This window comes from Bacillus paralicheniformis, assembly GCF_001042485.2.
In the GTDB taxonomy this organism is placed as follows: domain Bacteria; phylum Bacillota; class Bacilli; order Bacillales; family Bacillaceae; genus Bacillus; species Bacillus paralicheniformis.
Map to the genome: position 1 here is coordinate 129,494 of NZ_LBMN02000005.1, position 22,283 is coordinate 151,776.

Here is a 22,283-nt window from a genome sequence, read left to right on the forward strand (position 1 = left end):
CAGGGGCCTTTGCGCCTCAGCCAGCCGCCGTTTATTACATGTTTTTGCTCATAAACGCCTTTCCGTCATGGGCATCGATAAAGTACGGGTAGACCGGCCGGTAAATAAGCCTGTAGAAGTCATCCTTTTCCCGACTGTAATCCCTTTCCCATTGCAGTTTCACATCAAATGCCGCTGCAAAAGCGGCTTTCGCTTCTGCCTCTGAAATGGATGGCGAAGGACTCAGATCGGCCAGCGCTTCCGGCTCGATTTCCGGACCGTGATAACCGACGACCTTGCCGGTTGTCCGGCTGATACTGATATTGGCAGAGCCAAGCCTTAACGGCACCTCTTTGTATTGAAGATCAAATTGAAAAAAAGCGTTTTGCCTGCCCCCGTCATTTTCCGCCGGATGCATTCGAAAAAGCTGATCTGCACCGGGATAAAGCTTGTACAAAAATTGCAGCGCCCGTTTCAAGCAGTCTTCCTCGCTCAAGAAAAACTGTCCTTCTGATTTGATGAAAGAAGCGACCCCTTTGAGCTTCCCTGACTTTTTATCTTTCACGATTTTCAACGTATTTTGGTTCCTTATTTCAAAGTAGCCGGCTATACTCCGGTCTCTCGGCTCAGGATCGTTTCCCAGGCGCCATACCGTTCCAATTGACTCTCCCATATCGGTTTCACGGATTTTCCGCATCGAGGGAGCAAAGCCGATCATGTCATCGATATCAGCATGACGGTCAGCCTCAGGCAGCACAGGAAGCGGCAATGTGTCTTCTTCTTCCTCGTCATCAGCCGCAGGCTTCATCTGGCGTTTTTCCGTGATATCGGCGGGATAGCTGAAAAACGGCAAGTCTGCTTCGTAAATGAGATGCGGGCGATCATCTCCCCCTTCATAAAGCTCACTGCGGACTTTTTCGACCGCCAATTCGAATTGAATATGTTTAAGATAATCGGCTGTCACCGATTCCTTATCAGCGATCTGCTTTGGAATGGAGAAAGAGCTTGTTCCGCCGTTATAGCGAAACTCCATCACCTCTCCGTTCTTGGCGACCTTGACGTAAAAACCTGTTTGCGGCAGCGGAAGATCAAGGACAGTCTGAACATACGTAAAACGGACGAATTGTTCTGTTTCCTTCTTTTCATGGAAAACAAATTCATAAGACGCACTCGGGTAATGCTGTTCTGTAAACTGAAGGGCGATTTGCAGCAGCCTTTCCTCCGCAAGAGATTCCTCGATCACCGGTTCATACTCTTTTGTCAAATTGATTAAGCGGCCGTGATGATCTAACTCCACCGAAATGTCCCGCTCCGGCTCTTCAACGTCCTGCCAGACGAAAAAAACCCGTCTCTCTTTTTCATCCTTTTCTCCGTAATCTTCGATCATGAGCTGATAATGCGAGGGAACCTTACTAATGGATTGCGCTTTTTGCTTTAACTGGTCACGAACCAAATCCTGTCTACCTCTCTTTCATTTTCATCTCCTTATGTATACGAAATATACCGTTAATCGTTTCATGAAAATTGAGATAATTGGATTTAACTGGTGAACTTACATGGCGATTTTAACCTGATGCTAAAATACCTCATTCCTTTTGGTACGCCTTCCATCTCAAAAATACCTTTGCGGATCAGCTCTAAAATGCGGTACTCGATGAATTCATCTCCGATGTTTTCCTCCAGATGACCAATGACTTCGCCGATCAGGCGGGGACAGTTGATAAAGGTGTTGGTTGAACGGTTTTTTTGAAGCTGTGCGAGCTTGCCGATGATGAACGAATCATAAAAGTCCTCTTTCACGCTTTTGATTCTGCCGTCTTCCCATACTCGCAACACGCTTGTCTGCTGAGACAGCGCTGTCCATTCCTCCGCAAGGCCCCGTCTTTCAGCGGCTGTCAAAGCCGGCTGATCCCTTTGTTCATAAATGAATCTCAGGTTTTCATCATTCAACTCACCAGAACTTCGGGTATGAGGAAAGCACTTCGACGTATTCAGATGGAAAACAGCCAGGTTCATTTGCCGAAGGATATAATGTACAAATCTCAGGCCCGTTTGTTCATGTGCATGATCGCCCGTCCACATAAAGGCGGTGGCTTGCTCCTGAATACGACTCAATGCAGAAACCGCATCTTCAAAACGGCTGTATATCTCTCCAAGCTCGTGAAATCGGTCATTCAGATATGTTTTCAGCCAGTCATAACGATTGACCCTGCCTTCTTTGACTTCCAGGTTTTGAAGCGGCCCGATGGAAAATAATTCAGGAAGGACGATCAGACTCTTTTCCTGGGTTCCTCCCAACTGTTTGAGCATCATGTTGATACTGCCGCCGGCAGATTCGCCGAAGGCAATGTGAACGACATTGTTTTGCATTATAATCTCCTTGTTAGTTAAGTTGTAATAGCATTAAAGCTATTAAACTCATCTTTTTAACTATTATATACAAAAACAGGATATAAAAGGTGACGCAATAAAAAACCCCCATTCCGCCATTCGAAAAAGGCAGAACGGGAGCTGAAAAATGCACTTGCTATTCCAGCTGTGACGGGTAAAGCGTCATACCGCCGTCAACGAACAAAGTCGCGCCCGTTACATAGGCGGCTTCTTTCGACACAAGCCATGCCGCTGCGGAAGCCACTTGTTCAGGCTCGCCAAATTCGTTCATCGGTATCTTTTTCAGCTGTGCCGACTTGTGGCTTCCCTCCAAGTCTTCATTGCTTTCGGTTGCGATCGTTCCCGGCGCGATCGAATTGACGCGGATTCCTTTGTCCGCATAATCAAGGGCAAGCGTTTCTGTCAAAAGCTTCATTCCGCCTTTTGAAGCGGAGTAATGAACATTTTTCGGCCTCGGAATTTGCTGATGAACGCTTGATATATTGAGTATGCTCCCTTTCATGTGGCGGTCCGCCATATATCTTAAGGCTTCCCGTGCGCCGAGAAACGTACCGGTTAAATTAACGTCGATCACTTTCTGCCATTCACCAAGTTCAAGTTCGTGCGGGAGGGCTTCTGCGCCGTTAAATCCTGAATTATTGACCATGACATCAAGTGAGCCGAAATGTTCAACTGCTGATTTAATCAGCTTTTTTATATCCTCTTCAGAAGACACGTCAGCTTCTACCGCAAGGGCGTTTCCGCCCGCTGCTTGAATATTGTCGACGGCTTCCCGTGCGCCTCCGGGATCGCTGTGATAATTGACAACCACATTCATCTTTTCTTTTCCAAACCGTTCTGCAACCGCCTTGCCTATACCTTTTGAAGAACCGGTCACAATTGCTGTTTTTCCTTTTAAATCACTGTACAACTTAAACCCCCCTCAATTTCTTTTCTTCATGTACATTACCCGGTATCAATATGATCAAACAAAGTGTGAATACATGCCTCTAGTATGATCTTTTTTAAACATATGGAAAATTCAGAATTATTTTGTTAATATCTAACTTGAACTTACAACAAAATAAGGAAGTGATACGATTTGGTTAGTGTTAAACGAGGTTTGATCACAGGTCTCATTGGTATTTCTATTTATTCTTTAGGTATCCACCCGGCCCAAGCCGCACCATCGCCTCATTCTCCTGTTTCAAGCGATCCTTCATACAAAGCGGAAACATCGGTTACCTATGATCCAAACATGAAAAACGATCAATACGGCTCGTATTCAAAGGCATTTACAGGCACCGGCAAAGTGAATGAAACAAAGGAAAAAACGGCAAAAGAGTCCTCCGCCAAAGCTCCTTACAGCATTAAATCGGTGATTGGTTCTGATGATCGGACAAGGGTGACCAACACAAGCGCATATCCGTACAGAGCGATCGTTCATATTTCAAGCAGCATCGGTTCGTGCACCGGATGGATGATCGGTCCGAAAACCGTCGCAACAGCCGGACATTGCATCTATGACACATCAAGCGGTTCATTTGCCGGGACAGCTACTGTTTCGCCGGGACGGAACGGGACAAGCTACCCTTACGGCTCTGTTAAATCGACGCGCTACTTTATTCCGTCAGGATGGAGAAGCGGTAACACCAATTACGATTACGGTGCAATCGAACTAAGCGAACCAATCGGCAATACTGTCGGATACTTCGGATACTCGTACACCACTTCATCACTTGTCGGGACAACTGTTACTATCAGCGGTTATCCAGGCGATAAAACAACAGGCACACAATGGCAGCATTCAGGACCGATTGCCATCTCCGAAACGTATAAATTGCAGTATGCAATGGACACGTACGGAGGCCAGAGCGGTTCACCGGTATTCGAACAAAGCAGTTCAAGAACGAACTGCAGCGGTCCATGCTCGCTTGCCGTCCACACAAATGGAGTATACGGCGGCTCTTCGTACAACAGAGGCACCCGGATTACAAAAGAAGTGTTTGACAATTTGAGCAACTGGAAAAACAGCGCCCAATAACACACGAAGACAGCCCGCTTCCTTTTGGAACGGGCTGTTATATCTAACGGCTGCACACTTACTTCACATTAAGCCTGTACTTTTTTCCATCTATTGATATCGTGAAATTTGAAGGGCCGCTGATCGGCAAATAATAAACAAGCTGAAACTCCGCCGCCTCACCAGGTTTAATCGTTTTCCAGCTAGATAGAGTCACTCCGATGCGGTGGAAATCTCCCGTCAGTCCGCCAATGTTCGGTCCCGTATGCCCTTTAGCAATCACTTCAACTTGATCGCCGCTCCAGCTTCCAAACCGAGGGGAAGTGGATGTCGGCACATCAAATTCGATAACAGAACCTCCCGTAATCGTGACATCGCTGTTATTGATCAGCTTCATTACCGGGTGGATCGGGTAATTTTGATCTCCTAATGGAAAGTTCGTCAGCTCTATGTCTACATCCAATGATTCATCAGGAAAAGGCGATGTGCTGAGCCGGTTATCGTATGGTGTTGTATCCGAGAATTTGTGATACAGCGTGCTCGTTAAAGTATTGCCAATATCGTATTCTCCTTTATTGCCGTTTCGTTCGGGATACCAGTCATAATCACCGCTCAAATCCCAAAACATGACACCCCCGATTCCTTTATCAACGACATAATCCGCCTTCGTTTTGATCGATTCCTCATCCTCTGTCGATAGAAACACTTTCTTTTCTGGATTCCAAAGCCAAGGCGCTGCCAGCCCCGCGTCATAATGCCTTTGATAAGCGCCTGTCAAATCAGCCTTGCTCAATCCATACCTTTCCAGATAAGAACCGGCAATGCCCTTTTCAAGGTTTTTGGCGTGCCACATCGGGTTTGCCCCTGCTCCAATTTCATTCCCCTGCTCATCTTTATCGTGCCAAATATTATCGATTCCGGTTGCTCCGTCACCGCATTGCCTGAGTCCCTGAGGACAATCTGCGCTTTTGGATGTTCCCCACAGCCCGTTTACTCCGCCGTTCACATTCTTCCAGCCTCTCGTATAATAAGGAACACCGATATTGATTCGCCCCGATTCCATAGCTCCTCTAAAATAATGGTAAGCCCAGTCCGTATTTAAATATCCGATCCCTTCGTATTCCGGCGTAGTATATATGTTGGAATGCTTGAGTTCGGCATCTTCGCCGTTATCGAATAAAGAAGCGTTCGGTCCGACAAACTCATTCCAGGCTCCATGAAGATCATAGGACATGATATTGACATAATCGACATATCGAAGCGGCTTAAACGTTTCCATCCCTCTCAGTAAATATGCCGATGATGGCGCTGCAATGGTCAGCATGTAGTACTTTCCATCTTCAGCGGACGCTTGATCAAGCTTTTCTCTTAATATTTTCATCAATGCCTCAAAGCTTTTATTTAACCCGTTGCGCCGCGGATTGGCGATGTTCCAATCTGCAGGATTCCCTACATCCTGCATTGATGTAGGGTACTCATAGTCAATATCGATTCCATCGATCTCGTATTTTCTGAGAAACGCAACGACCGACTCCGCAAAGGTGTGAATACCCTTGTGGTTTACAGATCCGTCTCCATTCGTTGTCATCGAATAAAAGCCGCCGCTTGGAATCCGCTTCCCGTCCCTGTCAACATAACCGCCGGTTTCGGCCCAACCGCCGACAGCCGCCAAAACTTTTACATTCGGGTATTTCTCTTTATATTGATGGATAAGGTTAAAATGCCCCTTATACGGCAAGGTTTGATCCATTTTTACATCGGAATGCTCCGGCCAGGTCATCCCGATGGACGGGTTGTTCTCATCTGTCTCATCTCCGACTGAAATCCGATGATCTTCCCCGATGTGGGCAAACGCATAATTAATGTGGCTCAAGTACTTCCAGGGGATATCATTTACTAAATAACGATCTTGATTGCCTTTTCCAGTACGCCAGCTTGTAAAGTACCCGATGATTCTCCGGTCTAACTGATTGGCAAGCTTTTCACGGCCGTCCCGGTCGTATACATCGCAGTACGGCACATGTTCAACGCCTGAGTCCCAAAGCCCTTCCGGACGGCAGTCCGGTTGTTCATTTGAAGTCTCTGCAGAAATGTGCCGGTTCGGGATAAAAAGCGCAAGGAGCAGCACACAGGATAAAATAGATGAAGCGGCTATCTTCATGTTTATTCAGACTCCTTTGTCCATAAAGAGAGACGTGAGAAGCTTTTTCCCAAATCTCTCTTTATCGTTTTCTATCCATTTGACTTTCTGTTATTCGCAGCCTCCGACCAGCCGCCATACGCCCCATTCACCGGATTGATCCGGCCGGTCGCCTTTCGTCCACCATTTCGCTTCATACACTTTTCCGTTAAATGCAACCCGCTCTCCGCCCGTGTATGCGTTCGTCTCTTTCCATTCGTCATATGAACATGCCTGGTCAGAATTCGTCGTGACCTTTACTGTTGGTCCGGTATGGAGCTCTCCATCGGCATCCTTTGCTGAAACTGTAAATGAGTAGGCCGTACCCGGCTTCAAGTTGCCGATTTCCGCTGATGTTTCTTTTACAGATATCGACCGGCTTTCAAATGACACGACATATTCCGTAATGTTTGTTCCGCTGCTCGGCGCATCCCACGCCAGGCTGACACTTGTAGCAGTTTTTCCGGTTACACGCACATTCACAGGTGCCGATGAAGGCGGCTCCGGATTGCCTCCGTCCGGTGCAAAATCTAAATCGGCTGCCAATTTATTGAGAAGCGTCCGATTGGAATCGCCGCTGAAATCCCAGAACATCGCTCCGCTTAATCCGTTTGCTTTAATAAAATCCGTTTTGTGGCCGAATGATTGTTCATCATCATAAGTGATGAAATTGCCATTTTCCGCGTTATACAAAAACGGCACTTTCGCTTGATCGTTCCAATACCTTTTATAGCCGTTTTGATTTACATAGTTCTTTTCAAGATCTGAAAAGTCGAATACTCCATTTTCCCACGTCCCTTCTTTCGCCGGTCCGCACTTCTGATATTCTCCGTGGCCGCCGGATTCACAACCGCTCCAGCCCCTTCCGTAGAACGGTGTTCCAAGCACTAATTTGTCCCCCTTAACACCGGCTTCCTTATAGCGTTTCACAGTGTTTTCAATGTTGTAGGTCTCAGCATTTGGAACGCCTGCTTCTTTTGCTTTTGGATCATAGAACAGCGGCGCATTATGGGCGCTTATGCTTTGCCATCCGCCATTAAAGTCATAGGTCATGATGTTAATCCAATCCACGGTTTGAGCAATTTTATCAAGCTCAGTGTTGCTCACATACTCCGGACTTGCGCCGGATGCGATCGTCAGCAAGTATTCCTTGCCGTCCTTTGCTTCTGCAGCATCAAGTTTTTTACGCACCTCTTGCAGGAGCAGCGTGTAATTTCTTTTATCTTCCGGCCGTGTGCTATTCCCCGGCAATCCTCCGCTGACCGGGTATTCCCAGTCAAGATCGACCCCGTCAAACCCGTATTTCCTTAAAAATTCAACGGCCGAAGCGGCGAAATTCCCCCTTGCCCCAGGATCTGCCGCGACATCTGAAAAGCGGTTAGACCAAGTCCATCCGCCGACCGATATGAACGTTTTCAAATGAGGGTGGCTCTTTTTCAGCTTCAGCAATTGTTTAAAGTTGCCGCGGATCGGTTCATCCCAGACATCCCCGGGATTTGACTTTTGTGCGTCAATCCAGGGATCGCCCATTACGATTGTTCCATTTGGCGCGTCGATCACTCCGTTTTCATCCTGACATGACCATGTTTGGGGATTGGGGCCTGTAGGATCGGGGTTCCCGTGCCTTCCTTCCCAGCAAATATCAGCAAAAGCATAATTAATGTGGCTGACTTTTGAAACGTCCATATCCCAAACTTGAAAATTCCTTCCGTAAGCACCCCATGATGGATAGTAGCCGATGATTTTATAGTTTTTTCCGGAATCGGCCTTTGCAACTTCCCCATTTACAAATGACAAGCTCAGCAACATGACAAAAATGAAAGAAAAAACGAAAAACTTTTTGCTTTTGTTGACCAACACGATGTTCATCTCCTTTTCATCCAATTTTTTTGACAAACTATGAAACTAGAAATCTCCTATTCCTCACCGCCTTTTTTGTTTGTTTTATATTTTCCTTGTCATCTAATAGCTGCAGCTGCACAGAAGCCAACAAGGGAAAACGCTTACATAAATGAGATTGACATCATGATTTCATTAAAATTTCGGGTGTGTTCGTTTGGTAAAGCTGGTTGTGCTGAGGGTGAAACACGTATAGATGTCTATACATTTGCGTATAAAAGAAGACTTTTTAATGGCGAAGGGTTGCTGAATTTGTTATGACAAATCTATATTAATCAGAATTTTCTGAACTGTCAACTTGAAGACATTGACTACACAACCGCCGCTTTCTACTCCATTTAAGGAATAGAAGCGGCGCCTCTAGCCTCTTCATAGACTAGCGTAAGACGTAAGACGAATATCCGGACATTGTTGCAAAGCCGATTTAAGAGAAGGTTCCGTCAGCAGTGAAAGTTCATATACCCGAGGATAATGGAAAGACGATTTTTCAAGCAGACATTTATCGACGTAAGCCGGATGGCACATCACTTCAATCACTGCTGCGTCTTGATAATCACGAAGGATGCTCGAAAGATCCTTCAATCGATCGACTTTCAGCTCAAAAGCATCGTTCGACCTTACACCCTTCCACAGTGAAGGATGATCATGATTGACCTTTCTGCATGGCAGGTCATACTCTTTCGCAAGCTTTACAAACACCTCAGGGAGATTTCCGTATGTATGAATATGATGATGGCTGTCGATATGTGTCGGATTTAAACCGAAAGACAAAGCTTTCTCTATTTGCGCTTTCCACTCTCGGTATACTTCATCAAGGTCAATGTCGAAGAAACCCTGGTAGTACAAAAGCTTGCGAAAATTCCCTTCTTCATCCGTTATCATATGCAGTCCGCCGAGAATCGGGCGCCCGGCCGTCAATGTCAAGTGGACGCCGACTCCGAGTTCACGATTTTGCCGTGCGAGTTCGACGGCATGCTCCGCTTCTTGCATATTGACCATGAGCGTAGTCGATGTGAGCACCCCGTGCTGGAAAGCTTCAATGATTCCAAGGTTGACTCCCCTTGAAAATCCAAAATCATCCGCATTTATGATTAGAGATTTCACCTTTCATTCCCCCTTTGTTCATAATCACGTTCAATGAAGAACTCAACACGGTCACCGCGAAAATAGGCCATAGAATACTCGACGACTTCTTCCGACGCCAAAAATGTTTGCGTCGATATCTGGAAGCAAGGTGTGCCTTGTGTAATATTTAAATGTTGTGCAATCTCCTCATCAGAAATCACAATTTTGATTTGTTCCTCTGTTCTTTTTATGTTGTTTCCTTGCCTGCTGATGCACTGGTAAAGTGAAATATTCGCCATTTCTTCCGTTACTTCGGGGACGAGATCCGTTCTGATATAGGCTGTTTCAAACTGGATTTCTTCATCGTCCGCATAGCGGATTCTTTTGATTTGATAGACCATTTGTTCAGCGTCGATTCCGAGGAGGGTTTGGATTTTTTCAGACGGCTTTATTTTTTGCAAATCAACAACTTTGATTTTCGGTTTAAAGCCTTGAGCCTTCAATTGCTCTGCATAACGGAGGCTGCTGGAGCTCAAGATCTGCTTTACTTTTCCTTTGGCGACAAATGTCCCTTTTCCCTGCTTTCGGTAAATGGCCCCTTCCATAAGCAAATGATTCAGCGCGGTCCGCAGCGTCGTCCGGCTGACATCATACAGTTTGCAAAACTCGGACTCCGTCGGCAGCAGGCTGCCAGGCGGATAATAACCGCTTTCAATCTTATCTACAATATCTTGTTTAATTTGACTGTGGAGCTGTGGTTGTTTCGCCATACATGTTCTCCTTTGGGGTGTGTTCGTAATTATAGAATAACACAAAAGGTTCCTAAAAAAAACAATTTGTCATAACAAATATGTATGGACAAATTTGTTATGACATGTTAAGTTTCAATTGTGTGAAGCGCTTTCATATAAAGAGAATGAAGGAGGGGGATTATGGCGCTGAAAGTAGTTGTTATAGGCGGAGGGTCCAGCTACACACCGGAAATTATTGAAGGCATCATCAAACGGCAACATCAATTTCCGGTGAATGAGATTGCACTTGTTGATATCGAGGAGGGCAAAGAAAAACTTCGCATCGTCTCAGAACTCGCGAAGCGAATGATCAGGCATGCGGGGGTTCCCATCGAACTGAGCCATACAATAGATCGGGCAGAAGCGTTGCAAGGTGCCGATTTCGTCACGGTTCAAATCAGAGTCGGCGGACTGAAGGCGAGAGCTTTAGACGAAAAAATTCCGCTCAGCCACGGCCTAATCGGGCAGGAAACAAACGGAGCCGGCGGTATGTTTAAAGCTTTCCGCACAATTCCTGTCATGCTGGATATCGCTCGCGATATCCAAAAGATTTGTCCCGAAGCATGGCTGATCAACTTTACCAATCCGGCCGGCATCGTGACGGAAGCTTTGCTGAAGCACGGACCTCATCAAAAGGTCGTCGGGGTATGCAATATTCCTTACAACATGAAAAATAGCATTGCAGAAATATTCGGCGTGGATGTGAACCGCGTCATGATTGAATTCGCAGGCCTCAACCATTTTGTTTTCGGAAAAAGGGTATGGATCGACGGCATCGACCGGACGGAAGAGACGATTGAGCATCTGTTGAATGATTACCTCGGCTACTCGCCCTCCAATATTGCGGCGTTGCCGTGGAATCGCCAATTTCTGCGGTCTTTACGTATGCTTCCGAGCCCGTACCATCAGTACTATTATCAACATGAAGATGCGCTCGCAAAAGATATCGAAGCGTACAATAACAACGGAACACGAGCGGAAACCGTCATGGAAGTGGAGCGGCAGCTGTTTGAGAAATACAAAGACGCCGAGATCCATGAGAAGCCTAAAGAACTGGAAGGCCGCGGCGGGGCTTACTATAGTGAATCAGCCTGCTCATTAATGAACTCGCTTTATCATCATTCAATGGATATTCAGACCGTGAACACACTGAATAAAGGAAGCATACCAGACCTTCCCGATGATGCGGTGATCGAAGTCAACAGTGTCATTACAAAAAGCGGACCGATTCCTCTGACCGTCGGAAAACTGCCTGCTGCCATTTGCGGGCCGATCTGCCTGATGAAAAAATTTGAACAATTAGTGATTGAAGCTGCGGTCACCGGCGACTACAATACGGCATATTCAGCCATGATCACCAATCCGTTGGTCTCCTCTGATCACAAAGCTCAAAAGGTACTGGATGAAATGCTCGAGGCGCATAAACGTTACCTCCCGCAATTTTTTGAGGAGGTCTGTGAACATGAAACAAAATAAAATGATGGCATTCATCGAAGCAAACATCATGCCGATCGCCGGAAAGATCGGTTCCCAAAGACACCTGATTGCAATACGCGACGGATTCATCGCCATTATGCCTCTTATTATCATCGGTTCCCTCGCCATCCTGGTTAATAATTTTCCAATACCGGCGTTTCAAAACTTTATGACCGGCCTGTTCGGAGAGGGATGGACTGCTGTCGGCGGGGCGATATGGAATGGCTCTTTTGCTCTGTTGAGCCTTTTAGCCGTTGCGGCTGTCAGCTTTAAGCTGGCCGAGTCCTATCACACAGATGGCCTGTCTGCCGCATTAATCGGGATTGGCGCATTCGCCGTGCTTACGCCGACCACTGAAGACTTTGGCTTTTCAATGACTTGGCTGGGAGCACAAGGCCTGTTCGTCGGCTTAATCGTGGCTTTGCTGTCGACGGAAGTCTTCCGGCTGTTTTCACAAAATGAGAAATGGAAAATCAAAATGCCTGAAGGAGTGCCTGACGGCGTCACAAAATCCTTGAATGCTCTATTGCCGGCTGCCGTCATCTTATCCACTGCCGGGCTATGTAATGCTCTGATTGTTCATTATTCGGGACAAAGCATCCATGAGCTTGTTTTCAGCACGATTCAAGAGCCGCTTCAAGGTCTTTCCAACACGGTTGGGTCAGCCTTGATTTTCACTTTCTTGAATCATTTGCTCTGGTTCTTTGGATTGCATGGAACAAATATCCTCGGGCCGATCATGGAATCCGTCTACCTCCCGCTTATTCAGGAAAATCAACACTTATTCTCGCAAGGAATGAGCGCTTTTGAAGTGCCGTATATTGTGACAAAGCCTTTCTTCGATTCTTACGTATTTATGGGGGGATCGGGAACGACATTGGCTCTGCTTGCCGGCATTTTAATTGCCGTGAAATCGAAGCACTACAAAACGATCGGGAAGGTGTCTCTCGCACCCGGCCTTTTTAACATCAATGAGCCCGTTCTGTTCGGACTTCCTATTGTATTAAACCCGATCATGTTCATTCCGTTTATCTTGATTCCATTAATTTTAACGATTACGTCATATGTCGCTTTGGCTTCCGGTCTCGTCCCGAAAACTGTCGCGATCCTTCCGTGGACAACGCCGCCGATTGTCAGCGGGTATCTCGTCACCGGAGGATCAGTCCGGGGAGTCTTATTGCAAATCTTCAACCTGGTGCTGGCCACCCTGCTCTACCTCCCGTTTATAAAAGCAGCAGAACGTTCCGCCTTGCACCAGACAGAAAACGAATAAGTAAGGAGTGAATGTTATGGCAGATACACTACAATTGGAACAGGTCTCATTTGAAATCATTCTTCACGCCGGAAATGCGCGTTCTTCTGCAATGGAAGCATTGCAGCTTGTGAAACAACACGAATGGGAAACCGGATATCAAAAAATACAAGAAGCAGAATCGGAGCTGAGCCAAGCTCATCAGGCACAAACCCGCCTTCTGCAAAAAGAAGCACAAGGCGAAGGCCTTTCACCCAATCTATTATTAATCCATGCGCAGGACCATTTAATGACAGCCATGACTGTAAAAGATTTGGCGAAAGAATTGATTCATTTATATCAAGAGCTTCAGAAAGGAAGAGAAAAATGAAGATCGCACTTGTATGTTCAGCTGGAATGTCTACGAGTATACTGGTCAAAAAAATGAGGGAAGAAGCGAAAAACCGTTCATTGAAGGCCGAAATTAATGCATATGCGGAGGCAGATTTGCCAAGTCATCTGGATGAAATTGATGTGATACTGATTGGTCCGCAGGTCCGGTATTTAAAAGGGCAAATGACAGAGCGTGCCGAGCCTTATCATACGCCCGTGGCCGTCATTGATCAAATGGCTTATGGAATGATGGACGGTGCAAAAGTGCTGAATCAGGCAATCAGCCTTGCAACCTGATGCCTCCTGCAAAGAACCGCGTTTTCTTTGAAAACGGGTTCTTTTTTTTGAAGTTTAAAAGAATGATTTTTTGAAAGCGTTTGTTTTTGTATAATAATTGGTAAAGGATGTGATCATACATGATTTCCTCACAAGTGAAATCCCAGTTGATTGAAATTGTCGGCTCTGTCAATTATGACGATTCGAACGCCGGACGGCTCGTCTATTCTTATGATGCGACACCCCAGTTTCAATCGATGCCTGACGCGGTCATAGCCCCGCGCAGCACAGAAGAAGTATCGCAAATCGTGAAAATCTGCAACACGCACCGCATTCCGATTGTGCCGAGAGGTTCAGGTACAAATCTTTGCGCCGGCACATGCCCGACTGAAGGAGGAATTGTCCTCCTGTTTAAGCATATGAATCGAATTTTAGAAATCGATGAAGAAAACTTAACGATAACCGTTCAGCCCGGCGTGATCACGCTTGATTTAATTCACGCCGCTGAAGAAAAGGGATTATTTTATCCGCCCGATCCGAGCTCGATGAAGATCTCGACAATCGGCGGCAACATCAATGAAAACTCGGGCGGCCTCCGCGGGCTGAAATACGGAGTGACACGCGATTATGTCATGGCGCTTGAAGTCGTTCTCGCAAACGGGGATATCATCCGCACTGGCGGCAAACTCGCCAAAGACGTTGCCGGCTATGATTTGACGCGTCTTTTCGTCGGTTCTGAAGGAACGCTCGGCATCATTACTGAAGCAACATTGAAACTCATCCCGGCACCCGAAACAAAAAAAACCGTCCTCGCCCTCTATCAAGATATCGACTCTGCAGCCCAAACGGTTTCAAATATCATCGCACACAAAATCATTCCGACGACGCTCGAATTTCTCGATCAGCCCACGATTCAGGTGATCGAAGACTTCGCGAAAATCGGCCTTCCCGTCCATGCCAAAGCGGTTCTCCTGATCGAACAGGACGGCACCGAGGAAGCAGTCCGCCGTGACATTGCCCTGATTGAAGAGATTTGCACAAAAGGAAATGCTGTGTCCGTTCAAACCGCGCAAACAGAAGCTGAAGCGGAAAATCTTCGGGAGGCCCGCCGCACCGCACTTTCCGCTTTAGCCCGTTTAAAGCCGACGACCATTCTGGAGGATGCCACGGTACCGCGCTCTGAAATTGCCGAAATGGTAAAAGCAATTAATACGATCGCCGAAAAGCACAAAATATCGATTTGTACATTCGGGCACGCAGGCGACGGCAACCTTCATCCGACCTGTACGACAGATGTCAGAAACAGTGAAGAAATGAAACGGGTCGAACAGGCTTTTGAAGACATCTTTAAAAAAGCGGTTGAGCTGGGAGGAACAATCACCGGAGAACATGGGGTCGGCGAAATGAAAGCTCCTTATCTGGAACTGAAGCTGGGCAAAGCGGGAATCGCCGCCATGAAGGCGGTAAAACAGGCGCTGGATCCTAACAGCATCATGAATCCCGGGAAGATATTTGCGAAAGACTCCCGCAAGCGGGTGGTGGTGACAAAATGACGACAGCTAACGAAAGAAAGGTCATTGAACAGCAGTTTAAAAAAAGAATGGACGAGGAAGAGCTGCTGAATTGCATGCGCTGCGGCTTTTGTCTGCCGTCATGCCCCACCTATATCGAATCCGGTTTTCAGGAAAGCCATTCACCGCGCGGACGCATCGCGCTCATGAAAGCGGTCGTCGATGGGGCGATTGAGCCTGATGAGGATGTCGAACGGTCACTGGAGCTTTGCCTCGGCTGCCGGGCGTGTGAACCTGTATGTCCTTCAGGCGTAAACTACGGGCGCTTGCTTGAAGAAGCGAGGGATATTATTCAGCAGAACAAAAAACACACCCTTCCGGTTAAAGTGCTTCGCCGCGCGGTATTCAAAGGGCTTTTCCCCCACCAAAACAGAATCAGGGCGCTGACTGGAATACTCGGCGTGTATCAGCGTTCCGGCATGCAAAATGTGATTCGCAAATCGGGCTTACTTCGTCTTTTGCCGGACCATCTCGCGAAAATGGAGGCTGTTTTGCCGAAAGTTCCCGATATGAAACAGCTGAAAAAACGGCCGCACCTGCTCCCTGCGATCGGAGAGAGAAAAAAACGGGCCGCCTTTTTCTCGGGCTGCCTCATGGATACGTTGTTTTTAGATACGAATATGGCAACCATCGAGCTGCTGCGGCTGGCCGGCTGCGAGATCATCATTCCCGAACAGCAGACCTGCTGTGGTGCCCTCCACGGACACAGCGGCGAAAAGTCTGAGGCCGTCCTGCTCGCAAAACGAAATATTCAGGCATTCGAGGATTCAAACGCGGACTTTATCGTGACAAATGCAGGGGGATGCGGAGCATTTTTAAAGGAATATGATCATCTCCTGAAAGATGACTCTGAATGGCGGAAACGGGCAGCGGTTTTTACAGGGAAACTGAAAGACTTTTCTTCCGTCCTGTTGGAGCTGAACTTTGATCAGCGATCCCTTGAACTGCCGCAGCAAATCGTCACCTACCAAGATTCGTGCCATTTGCGAAATGTCATGAACACCTCCGCTGAGCCGAGATACCTTATTCGCAGCATCAACGGCATTGAATTCAAGGAAATGAAAAATGCCGAAAGCTGCTGTGGATCAGCCGGTATTTATAACATTGTCGAATCCGAAATGTCGATGAAAATTCTCGATACAAAAATGGAAGCAGCAGCAGCGACCCGGGCCGCTACGATCGTTACAGCTAATCCCGGATGTCTGCTGCAAATGAAGCTCGGCATTGAACGAGCTGGGCTTACAAACCAAGTGAGAGCTGTTCATCTGGCGGATTTATTGCTGGAAGCCGTCCAGGAGTGACTAGGCGGCTCACATTTGGTATATTTCTCGGGAAATAAATCGAAATATGTCTTCTGCTGCTATTTCCGGACAGCAGGAAATTCTCCATTCGGCTGGATGAAGCGCAAACCTGTTACCTGTCCGGAATCGCCGGCTTCGAACCGGACGCTGAAACCCGGCAGGTTTTTGATTTGAAATGTCAACTCACGGTAAGGCTCAAGTTCGTAATCAGGCTGACCGGGCAATGAAACCCAGAGCGTCCGGTTGTTTCTGAAAGACACAACGACATCTGTTCCGTCTTCCAATGCATATTCGCCCGTTAAAGAAGCAAGAAATTCAGGATCGTACAACCGCTGATCCGGCTTCCTGACAAATTCGATTTCTCCAGCGCCTTCCGCCATTTCAAACGGTACGGAAAGGCGGCTGATATGTCCGTGTATATCAGCGCTGAAAGATGAGAGCATCGCCATCTCCGTGAGCGGCATTTTCATCTCGAATATATTGTAATGATAATGCTTCAAAGGCATCACAAACGAATTGAAGAGCGCCTGTAACATACCGTCTTTACACTCTATTTTGATTTCACCGTAGCCGGGGTGCTCGTATACACCTGTGTAGTCCTTCAGGTCATGAGAAGGCTTCGTTCCTTCAATTTTGGTAAGATCCGCGGTTCGATCCACGCCTAAAGCCGCTTTCATTATTTTTTCCGCTTCGCCTTTCAGCCGGCCGTTCCAATCAATCTCTTCCAATCCAAGCAAGCGGTCAAAAATATTGTACGCCAGAACATTTGGGAGAAAGCTGCCGTTCATATTTGTCAAAATGGCAATCCCGATTTTTTCATAAGGCATGAAAGCAACAAGCGATGAAAAACCGTCAATATTTCCGCCATGATGAATCATATGACGGCCACGGTACGGTTCAACAAACCAGCCGAGCCCATAGCTGCAGACAGGGAGTTCCTTCGCTTTAAGAATGGAGTCGCAGGAAATGCAAGGCGTATGCAGCTCATGAAGGCTTCCCTCTGATAGAACACCGCTGAATTTGTCGCTGCCAAGCTGAAGCAGCACCCAATTTGCCATATCCAAGGCATTGGAATTGATCGATCCAGCCGGCCCGATCACATCGATATTGCGAAAAGGAATTTTTTCAACTGTTCCGTTTTTCTCTTGATATGGAAAGGCAAAATCGGAAAGCTTTTGCATATCTTCGACCGAGAAGCTGCTGGATGTCATATGCAAGGGTTTGAAAATCCGCTCATGAACAAACTCCTCCCATGTCGTTCCCGCTATTCTTCCTGCAAGATAACCGGCCGTCATGTACATCAGGTTCTGATACTGCCATTTTGATCGAAAATCCAGATTCGGCTCAAGGTAGCGGAGCCGTCTGAAAAGCTCTTCCCTTGAAAAGGAGGAATTGTACCACATCATTTCGTGTCTTGGGAGGCCCGAACGATTGCACGCCAGATCACGGGGAGTCATCCGTTCGGTTGCCACCGGATCATACATCTTAAACTCCGGGAGGTATTCCCTTACCGGCTTGTCCCATTCCATTTTCCCTTCATCAGCCAAAACCGCCATCGCCGCCGTTGTAAATGCCTTGGAAGCGGAACCGATCGCAAATACCGTTTCCGGGTTCACTTTTAATTTCCGTTCTTTATCCCTGAATCCAAACCCTTCCGCCATGATGATCTCGTCTTCCTTAATGACTGCAACAGCGGCTCCGGGAACGTTCCACTCCTTCATTTTTTCCAGGGCAAATGCCCGAAAGCCTTTTAATTCCTTTATAGGCTGTCTCATTTTACTCTCCTCTCTTGATCTAAGCGTCTTATGCCTGTTCCAGGTGTCCGTATTCCATACGTTTGTTCGCCCGAATGGTTTCATTTAGAGAAAATTTGTATATTTATTCACGAATTCCAAAAGATAGGTATAAGGCTGAAAATGTCTAAAAAACAAGGAGGTTTTGTTCAATGTTTGGATTTATTTGGTCATTGATCATCGGCGGAATTTTAGGCTGGCTGGCCGGCCTCATTATCAGACGTGATGTACCCGGAGGAATCATTGGAAATATTATCGCGGGATTTATCGGTTCATGGCTCGGCTCCATGATTTTGGGACGCTGGGGTCCGATGATCGGCGGATTTAATATCATTCCGGCTCTGATCGGTGCGATCATTTTGATTTTCATCGTCAGTCTTGTCATGAGAAGTATGGGCGGACGAAACCGCAATGCTCAATAATGGATGATTTACGACGGTTTCATTAGAAACCGTCGTTTTTTATTTCATTCTGCTGCCGTCTTTTATATAATTAATTAGAAACACGAAATATTTTCAAGGGGAGGCTGTACATTGGAAAAAGTGGCAGAAAAAAGACCGAAGCGCTCTGAGGTGCCGCAGGAACTGACTTGGAATCTTACTGATTTATTTCCTTCTTATGAAGCTTGGGAAGACGCACTTGTGAAAATTGAGGAAGATCTCGTATCCATCGGCTCATTTAAAGGAAGGCTTCACGAAGGAGCTGACGTGTTGCTCGATTGTTTAATGCTGCAGGAAAAACTGCTAGAGCGCCTAGTCCGGGCCGCCGCCTATACTCACCTCAGAAAGTCCGAAGATTTGACAAACCCCGTCAACCAAGCCGACGCTTCAAGGATGGCCGCACTTCAAGCAAAACTAAACGCCGGGCTTTCATTTATCCAATCGGAAATTCTCGAATTCCCCGAAAATCAAGTGGAGACGTACATAAAAAATGAGAAAGGACTGGAGCCTTTCAGCAAAATGCTGTCCGAGATAATGGAGCGCAAGCCGTATAAGCTTGCTCCCGAAACAGAGGAAGCGTTAGCCGTTTTAGGCGAAGTGCATGATGCACCGTACAAAATTTTCGGGATGGCGAAGCTTGCAGATATGCAATTTTCACCGATTCAGGACCGGAACGGCAATGAGTTGGCCAATTCGTTCGCGTTATATGAAGGAAAATACATGTTCTCTCCTGATACGCATATTCGCAGAACCGCCTTTGACTCCTTTACAAATACCCTGCAAACATACAAAAATACCATCGCCGCCGTCTATGAAACAGAAGTCAAAAAACAGGTCGGCATGTCAAGGCTTCGCGGATATCAATCCGCCACCGATATGCTTCTTCAGCCGCAAAGCGTCACGCTCGAAATGTACCACAACCAGCTTGATGTGATTAAAAACGAACTTGCACCTCATATGCGCAAGTATGCCGCCTTGAAAAAACGCGTATTAGACCTCGACGACATGCGCTTCTGCGATTTGCAGGCTCCGCTTGATCACGACTTCAGTCCAAAGACGACTTACGAACAGGCCGGCCGGATGATCTTGGACGCTTTACAAGTGATGGGACCCGAGTACGCGGAAGTCATGGAAACCGCATTGACTGAGCGGTGGGTTGATCTCGCTGACAACATCGGCAAATCCACGGGTGCGTTTTGTTCAAGTCCGTACGGAGTGCATCCCTTCATTTTGATGACATGGACGGATACGATGCGGGACGCCTTTACCCTTGCCCATGAACTCGGTCATGCCGGTCATTTCTACTTGGCAAACCGCAAGCAGCGCATCATGAATGTCAGACCGTCTCTATATTTCATCGAAGCGCCTTCTACAATGAACGAAATGCTTCTCGCCCAGCATTTGTTTTCCAAAACAAATGACCCGAAAATGAAGCGCTGGGTCATCAACCAATTGATGGGCACGTATTACCACAATTTTGTCACCCATCTGCTTGAAGGGGAATATCAGCGGAGAGTCTACGAACTCGCCGAACAAGGGTGCGCACTTACCGCTTCCGTACTGTCTGAACAAACCACCGCCGTGCTGTCCGAATTCTGGGGCAGCGGAGTGAAGCTTGATGAAGGGGCAGGTTTAACATGGATGCGTCAGCCGCACTACTACATGGGGTTATACCCTTACACCTATTCAGCCGGGCTGACAGCATCGACAATCGTCTCGCAGCAAATTAAAGAAGAAGGTCGCCCTGCCGTCGAGAGATGGCTGAACGTTTTAAAAACAGGCGGTACAATGAAACCGCTGGACCTGTTGAAACACGCGGGTGTTGACATGTCGACGGATCAACCGATACGCCAGGCAGTTGCGTATGTCGGAACATTGGTTGACGAGCTCGAAAAACTGTATGATCCAAAAGAAGACCGGCCTGATTAACGGGCGGTCCTCTCTTATACGGTTACAGACTGCCGAGCATTGGATTTCCTTTCATTCCGATCCATAAGTCTGATTGCTCTAATAAATGGGCGGTGCGCAGCAGCCAATGTTCCTTTCCTTTCGGAGCCGTCACTTGAACACCCAGCGGCAAACCTTCATTTGTCAGATGGACCGGGACGCTCATTGCAGGCTGTCCGGTTAAGTTGGCAAGCTGTGTGAATGGTGTATATGTCAAGCTTTTCAAAAACATTTGATAAATCAGCGACTGCTGCTCGATTTTTTCCAGCTCACTCACTTTCAGGAGAGCTTCGGCTTCTTTTTCGGTATGGGTGAGCTCGCCGACCTTTGGAGCGGGGTAAGCCGTTGCCGGGGTCACATACAGATCATAGGTCTCATGAAACGCCGCCATTTGTGCAGCTGCTCGATCCCAGGAAGCAAGGCTTGCTGTAAATTCGGCTGCCGACACTTTTTTGCCTGCTTCATTCAGCACCCATGTGACAATTTCAACGTCCTGAACAGTGATCGCTCTTCCAAGCGTTTTTTCCATTCCAAGAATCATCGCGGAAATTTCACCGCTGTTCATTAAGTAGTAGTTCTCCATTAACCGGATTCCGTCAACGCCGTTCGTCTGCTCTTCGACATGGTGTCCCTGCGCTTCCAGCCATCGAACGGTGCGGCGGACGGCTTGTTTGGCTTCATCGCTGACAGGCGTTCCGACGGGTGATTCTACAGAGAATGCGATTTTCAAAGGGCGCTCCAGCCCTTTTTTCATATCCTCTTCATACTGACCTGGAAATAAAGGCGTTTGAAAAGCGGCTTCAGGCTGAATGGTTTGCAGAATATCCAGGAGCGCCGCGCTGTCCCTGACCGTACGGGACAGCACAAAATCGATCGATGCCCCCTGCCACTGCCGTCCGGCGCCCGGTCCTACAGGCGTTCTGCCCCGGGTCGGTTTCAGACCGAATAGTCCGGTAAAGGAAGCCGGTATCCGGATGGAGCCTCCCCCGTCGCTTGCCCCTGCAAGTGGAACGATTCCGGCCGCCACCGCAGCCGCAGAACCGCCGCTTGAACCCCCGGGTGAATAATCAGTGTTCCAAGGATTTCGCGACGGCCCATACAATTCAGGCTCAGAAATATTTTTTAATCCGTATTCGGGTGTATTCGTCTGTCCGAGAAATAAAAAACCGGCGCCGCGCAATTTCGCGACGAAATTCGAATCGCGCTTTGGTTTATAAGATGAAAGCAGCTTGGCGCCGGCTGTGAGAGGCTCCCCTTTCAACGCTTGGGAAATGTCCTTTAAAAGAATCGGCACCCCGGCAAACGGCTGGTGTCTGATGTCAAGCTGTTTGGATTCAATTTTGACCTGCTCTTTTCTTGTCCGAATGACTGCATTCAGTTCTGGATTGACTTCTTCAAGACGGGAAAAAGCAGCGTCGATTAATTCGTTGACCGTTACTTCCCCATGTTTGATAAGCTTAGATAAAGCAACCGCGTCATGCTTTACATAGTCAGATATATTCATATCAGTACCTCACTTTACTGTTCGCTTGTGCTTACTATTGTGCAT

At 47.3% G+C, this 22,283-nt stretch carries 18 protein-coding genes; 9 read left to right on the forward strand and 9 right to left on the reverse strand.

Annotation, left to right across the window (positions count from 1 at the left end; all coding sequences use genetic code 11):
- Nucleotides 1–34: 34 nt before the first annotated feature.
- The 3 genes from ACH97_RS05650 to ACH97_RS05660 all read right to left on the reverse strand — a co-directional run bounded on the left by ACH97_RS05650 (nucleotide 35) and on the right by ACH97_RS05660 (nucleotide 3,280).
- The gene (locus tag ACH97_RS05650) at nucleotides 35–1,432 is read right to left on the reverse strand and encodes a YcdB/YcdC domain-containing protein (protein ID WP_048350134.1); all 1,398 of its coding nucleotides are present in this window, start codon (nucleotides 1,430–1,432) and stop codon (nucleotides 35–37) included.
- Between the two features lie 86 nt (nucleotides 1,433–1,518).
- Nucleotides 1,519–2,349, reverse strand: a complete 831-nt coding sequence (locus ACH97_RS05655) for a DUF1835 domain-containing protein (RefSeq protein WP_020450053.1) — start codon at nucleotides 2,347–2,349, stop codon at nucleotides 1,519–1,521.
- A 157-nt stretch (nucleotides 2,350–2,506) separates the two neighbouring features.
- Entirely contained in the window at nucleotides 2,507–3,280 is a 774-nt protein-coding gene (locus ACH97_RS05660) for a glucose 1-dehydrogenase (RefSeq protein ID WP_020450052.1), read from the reverse strand.
- 171 nt (nucleotides 3,281–3,451) lie between these two features.
- Between ACH97_RS05660 and ACH97_RS05665 the strand changes: the two genes are divergently transcribed.
- Nucleotides 3,452–4,393: a trypsin-like serine peptidase gene (locus ACH97_RS05665; RefSeq protein WP_020450051.1), complete on the forward strand. Its 942-nt coding sequence runs from the start codon at nucleotides 3,452–3,454 to the stop codon at nucleotides 4,391–4,393.
- 58 nt (nucleotides 4,394–4,451) lie between these two features.
- Here ACH97_RS05665 and ACH97_RS05670 read toward each other — a convergent pair whose 3' ends face one another.
- The 4 genes from ACH97_RS05670 to ACH97_RS05685 all read right to left on the reverse strand — a co-directional run bounded on the left by ACH97_RS05670 (nucleotide 4,452) and on the right by ACH97_RS05685 (nucleotide 10,285).
- Nucleotides 4,452–6,533, reverse strand: coding sequence for a glycosyl hydrolase family 18 protein (locus ACH97_RS05670; RefSeq protein WP_020450050.1), 2,082 nt, complete (start codon nucleotides 6,531–6,533; stop codon nucleotides 4,452–4,454).
- 90 nt (nucleotides 6,534–6,623) lie between these two features.
- Nucleotides 6,624–8,420, reverse strand: coding sequence for a glycosyl hydrolase family 18 protein (locus tag ACH97_RS05675; RefSeq protein ID WP_048350156.1), 1,797 nt, complete (start codon nucleotides 8,418–8,420; stop codon nucleotides 6,624–6,626).
- Nucleotides 8,421–8,819: 399 nt separating this feature from the next.
- Complete coding sequence (gene chbG / locus ACH97_RS05680) at nucleotides 8,820–9,554, reverse strand: chitin disaccharide deacetylase (RefSeq protein WP_020450048.1); 735 nt, start codon at nucleotides 9,552–9,554, stop codon at nucleotides 8,820–8,822.
- Nucleotides 9,551–10,285: a GntR family transcriptional regulator gene (locus ACH97_RS05685; RefSeq protein WP_020450047.1), complete on the reverse strand. Its 735-nt coding sequence runs from the start codon at nucleotides 10,283–10,285 to the stop codon at nucleotides 9,551–9,553. Before ACH97_RS05685 ends, chbG begins: the two co-directional genes overlap by 4 nt.
- Nucleotides 10,286–10,447: 162 nt before the next feature.
- On the opposite strand from ACH97_RS05685, the gene ACH97_RS05690 reads away from it, so the two are divergent.
- The 6 genes from ACH97_RS05690 (at nucleotide 10,448) to ACH97_RS05715 (ending at nucleotide 16,554) form a co-directional block, all read left to right on the forward strand.
- Nucleotides 10,448–11,782 (forward strand): 6-phospho-beta-glucosidase, encoded by a 1,335-nt coding sequence (locus tag ACH97_RS05690; RefSeq protein WP_020450046.1) that lies wholly within the window; start codon nucleotides 10,448–10,450, stop codon nucleotides 11,780–11,782.
- The gene (gene celB, locus ACH97_RS05695) at nucleotides 11,769–13,055 is read left to right on the forward strand and encodes a PTS cellobiose transporter subunit IIC (protein ID WP_020450045.1); all 1,287 of its coding nucleotides are present in this window, start codon (nucleotides 11,769–11,771) and stop codon (nucleotides 13,053–13,055) included. Before ACH97_RS05690 ends, celB begins: the two co-directional genes overlap by 14 nt.
- Nucleotides 13,056–13,071: 16 nt before the next feature.
- Nucleotides 13,072–13,404 (forward strand): PTS lactose/cellobiose transporter subunit IIA, encoded by a 333-nt coding sequence (locus ACH97_RS05700; protein ID WP_020450044.1) that lies wholly within the window; start codon nucleotides 13,072–13,074, stop codon nucleotides 13,402–13,404.
- A complete protein-coding gene (locus ACH97_RS05705) occupies nucleotides 13,401–13,703 on the forward strand; it encodes a PTS sugar transporter subunit IIB (RefSeq protein WP_023857786.1) in 303 nt (100 codons plus the stop codon). Before ACH97_RS05700 ends, ACH97_RS05705 begins: the two co-directional genes overlap by 4 nt.
- A gap of 119 nt (nucleotides 13,704–13,822) precedes the next feature.
- On the forward strand, nucleotides 13,823–15,235 hold the full coding sequence (glcD, locus tag ACH97_RS05710) for a glycolate oxidase subunit GlcD (RefSeq protein WP_023857785.1): 1,413 nt from the start codon (nucleotides 13,823–13,825) through the stop codon (nucleotides 15,233–15,235).
- Complete coding sequence (locus ACH97_RS05715) at nucleotides 15,232–16,554, forward strand: (Fe-S)-binding protein (protein WP_025810806.1); 1,323 nt, start codon at nucleotides 15,232–15,234, stop codon at nucleotides 16,552–16,554. Before glcD ends, ACH97_RS05715 begins: the two co-directional genes overlap by 4 nt.
- 59 nt (nucleotides 16,555–16,613) lie before the next feature.
- Here ACH97_RS05715 and ACH97_RS05720 read toward each other — a convergent pair whose 3' ends face one another.
- On the reverse strand, nucleotides 16,614–18,329 hold the full coding sequence (locus tag ACH97_RS05720; protein ID WP_048350146.1) for a serine hydrolase: 1,716 nt from the start codon (nucleotides 18,327–18,329) through the stop codon (nucleotides 16,614–16,616).
- A 170-nt stretch (nucleotides 18,330–18,499) separates the two neighbouring features.
- Here ACH97_RS05720 and ACH97_RS05725 point away from each other — a divergent pair, with 170 nt between their 5' ends.
- Nucleotides 18,500–18,769, forward strand: coding sequence for a GlsB/YeaQ/YmgE family stress response membrane protein (locus tag ACH97_RS05725; RefSeq protein WP_017474015.1), 270 nt, complete (start codon nucleotides 18,500–18,502; stop codon nucleotides 18,767–18,769).
- 111 nt (nucleotides 18,770–18,880) lie between these two features.
- The gene (pepF, locus tag ACH97_RS05730; protein WP_048350147.1) at nucleotides 18,881–20,716 is read left to right on the forward strand and encodes an oligoendopeptidase F; all 1,836 of its coding nucleotides are present in this window, start codon (nucleotides 18,881–18,883) and stop codon (nucleotides 20,714–20,716) included.
- Between the two features lie 22 nt (nucleotides 20,717–20,738).
- On the opposite strand, the gene ACH97_RS05735 is transcribed toward pepF, so the two are convergent.
- A complete protein-coding gene (locus tag ACH97_RS05735; protein WP_003178655.1) occupies nucleotides 20,739–22,238 on the reverse strand; it encodes an amidase in 1,500 nt (499 codons plus the stop codon).
- Between the last annotated feature and the right edge of the window lie 45 nt (nucleotides 22,239–22,283).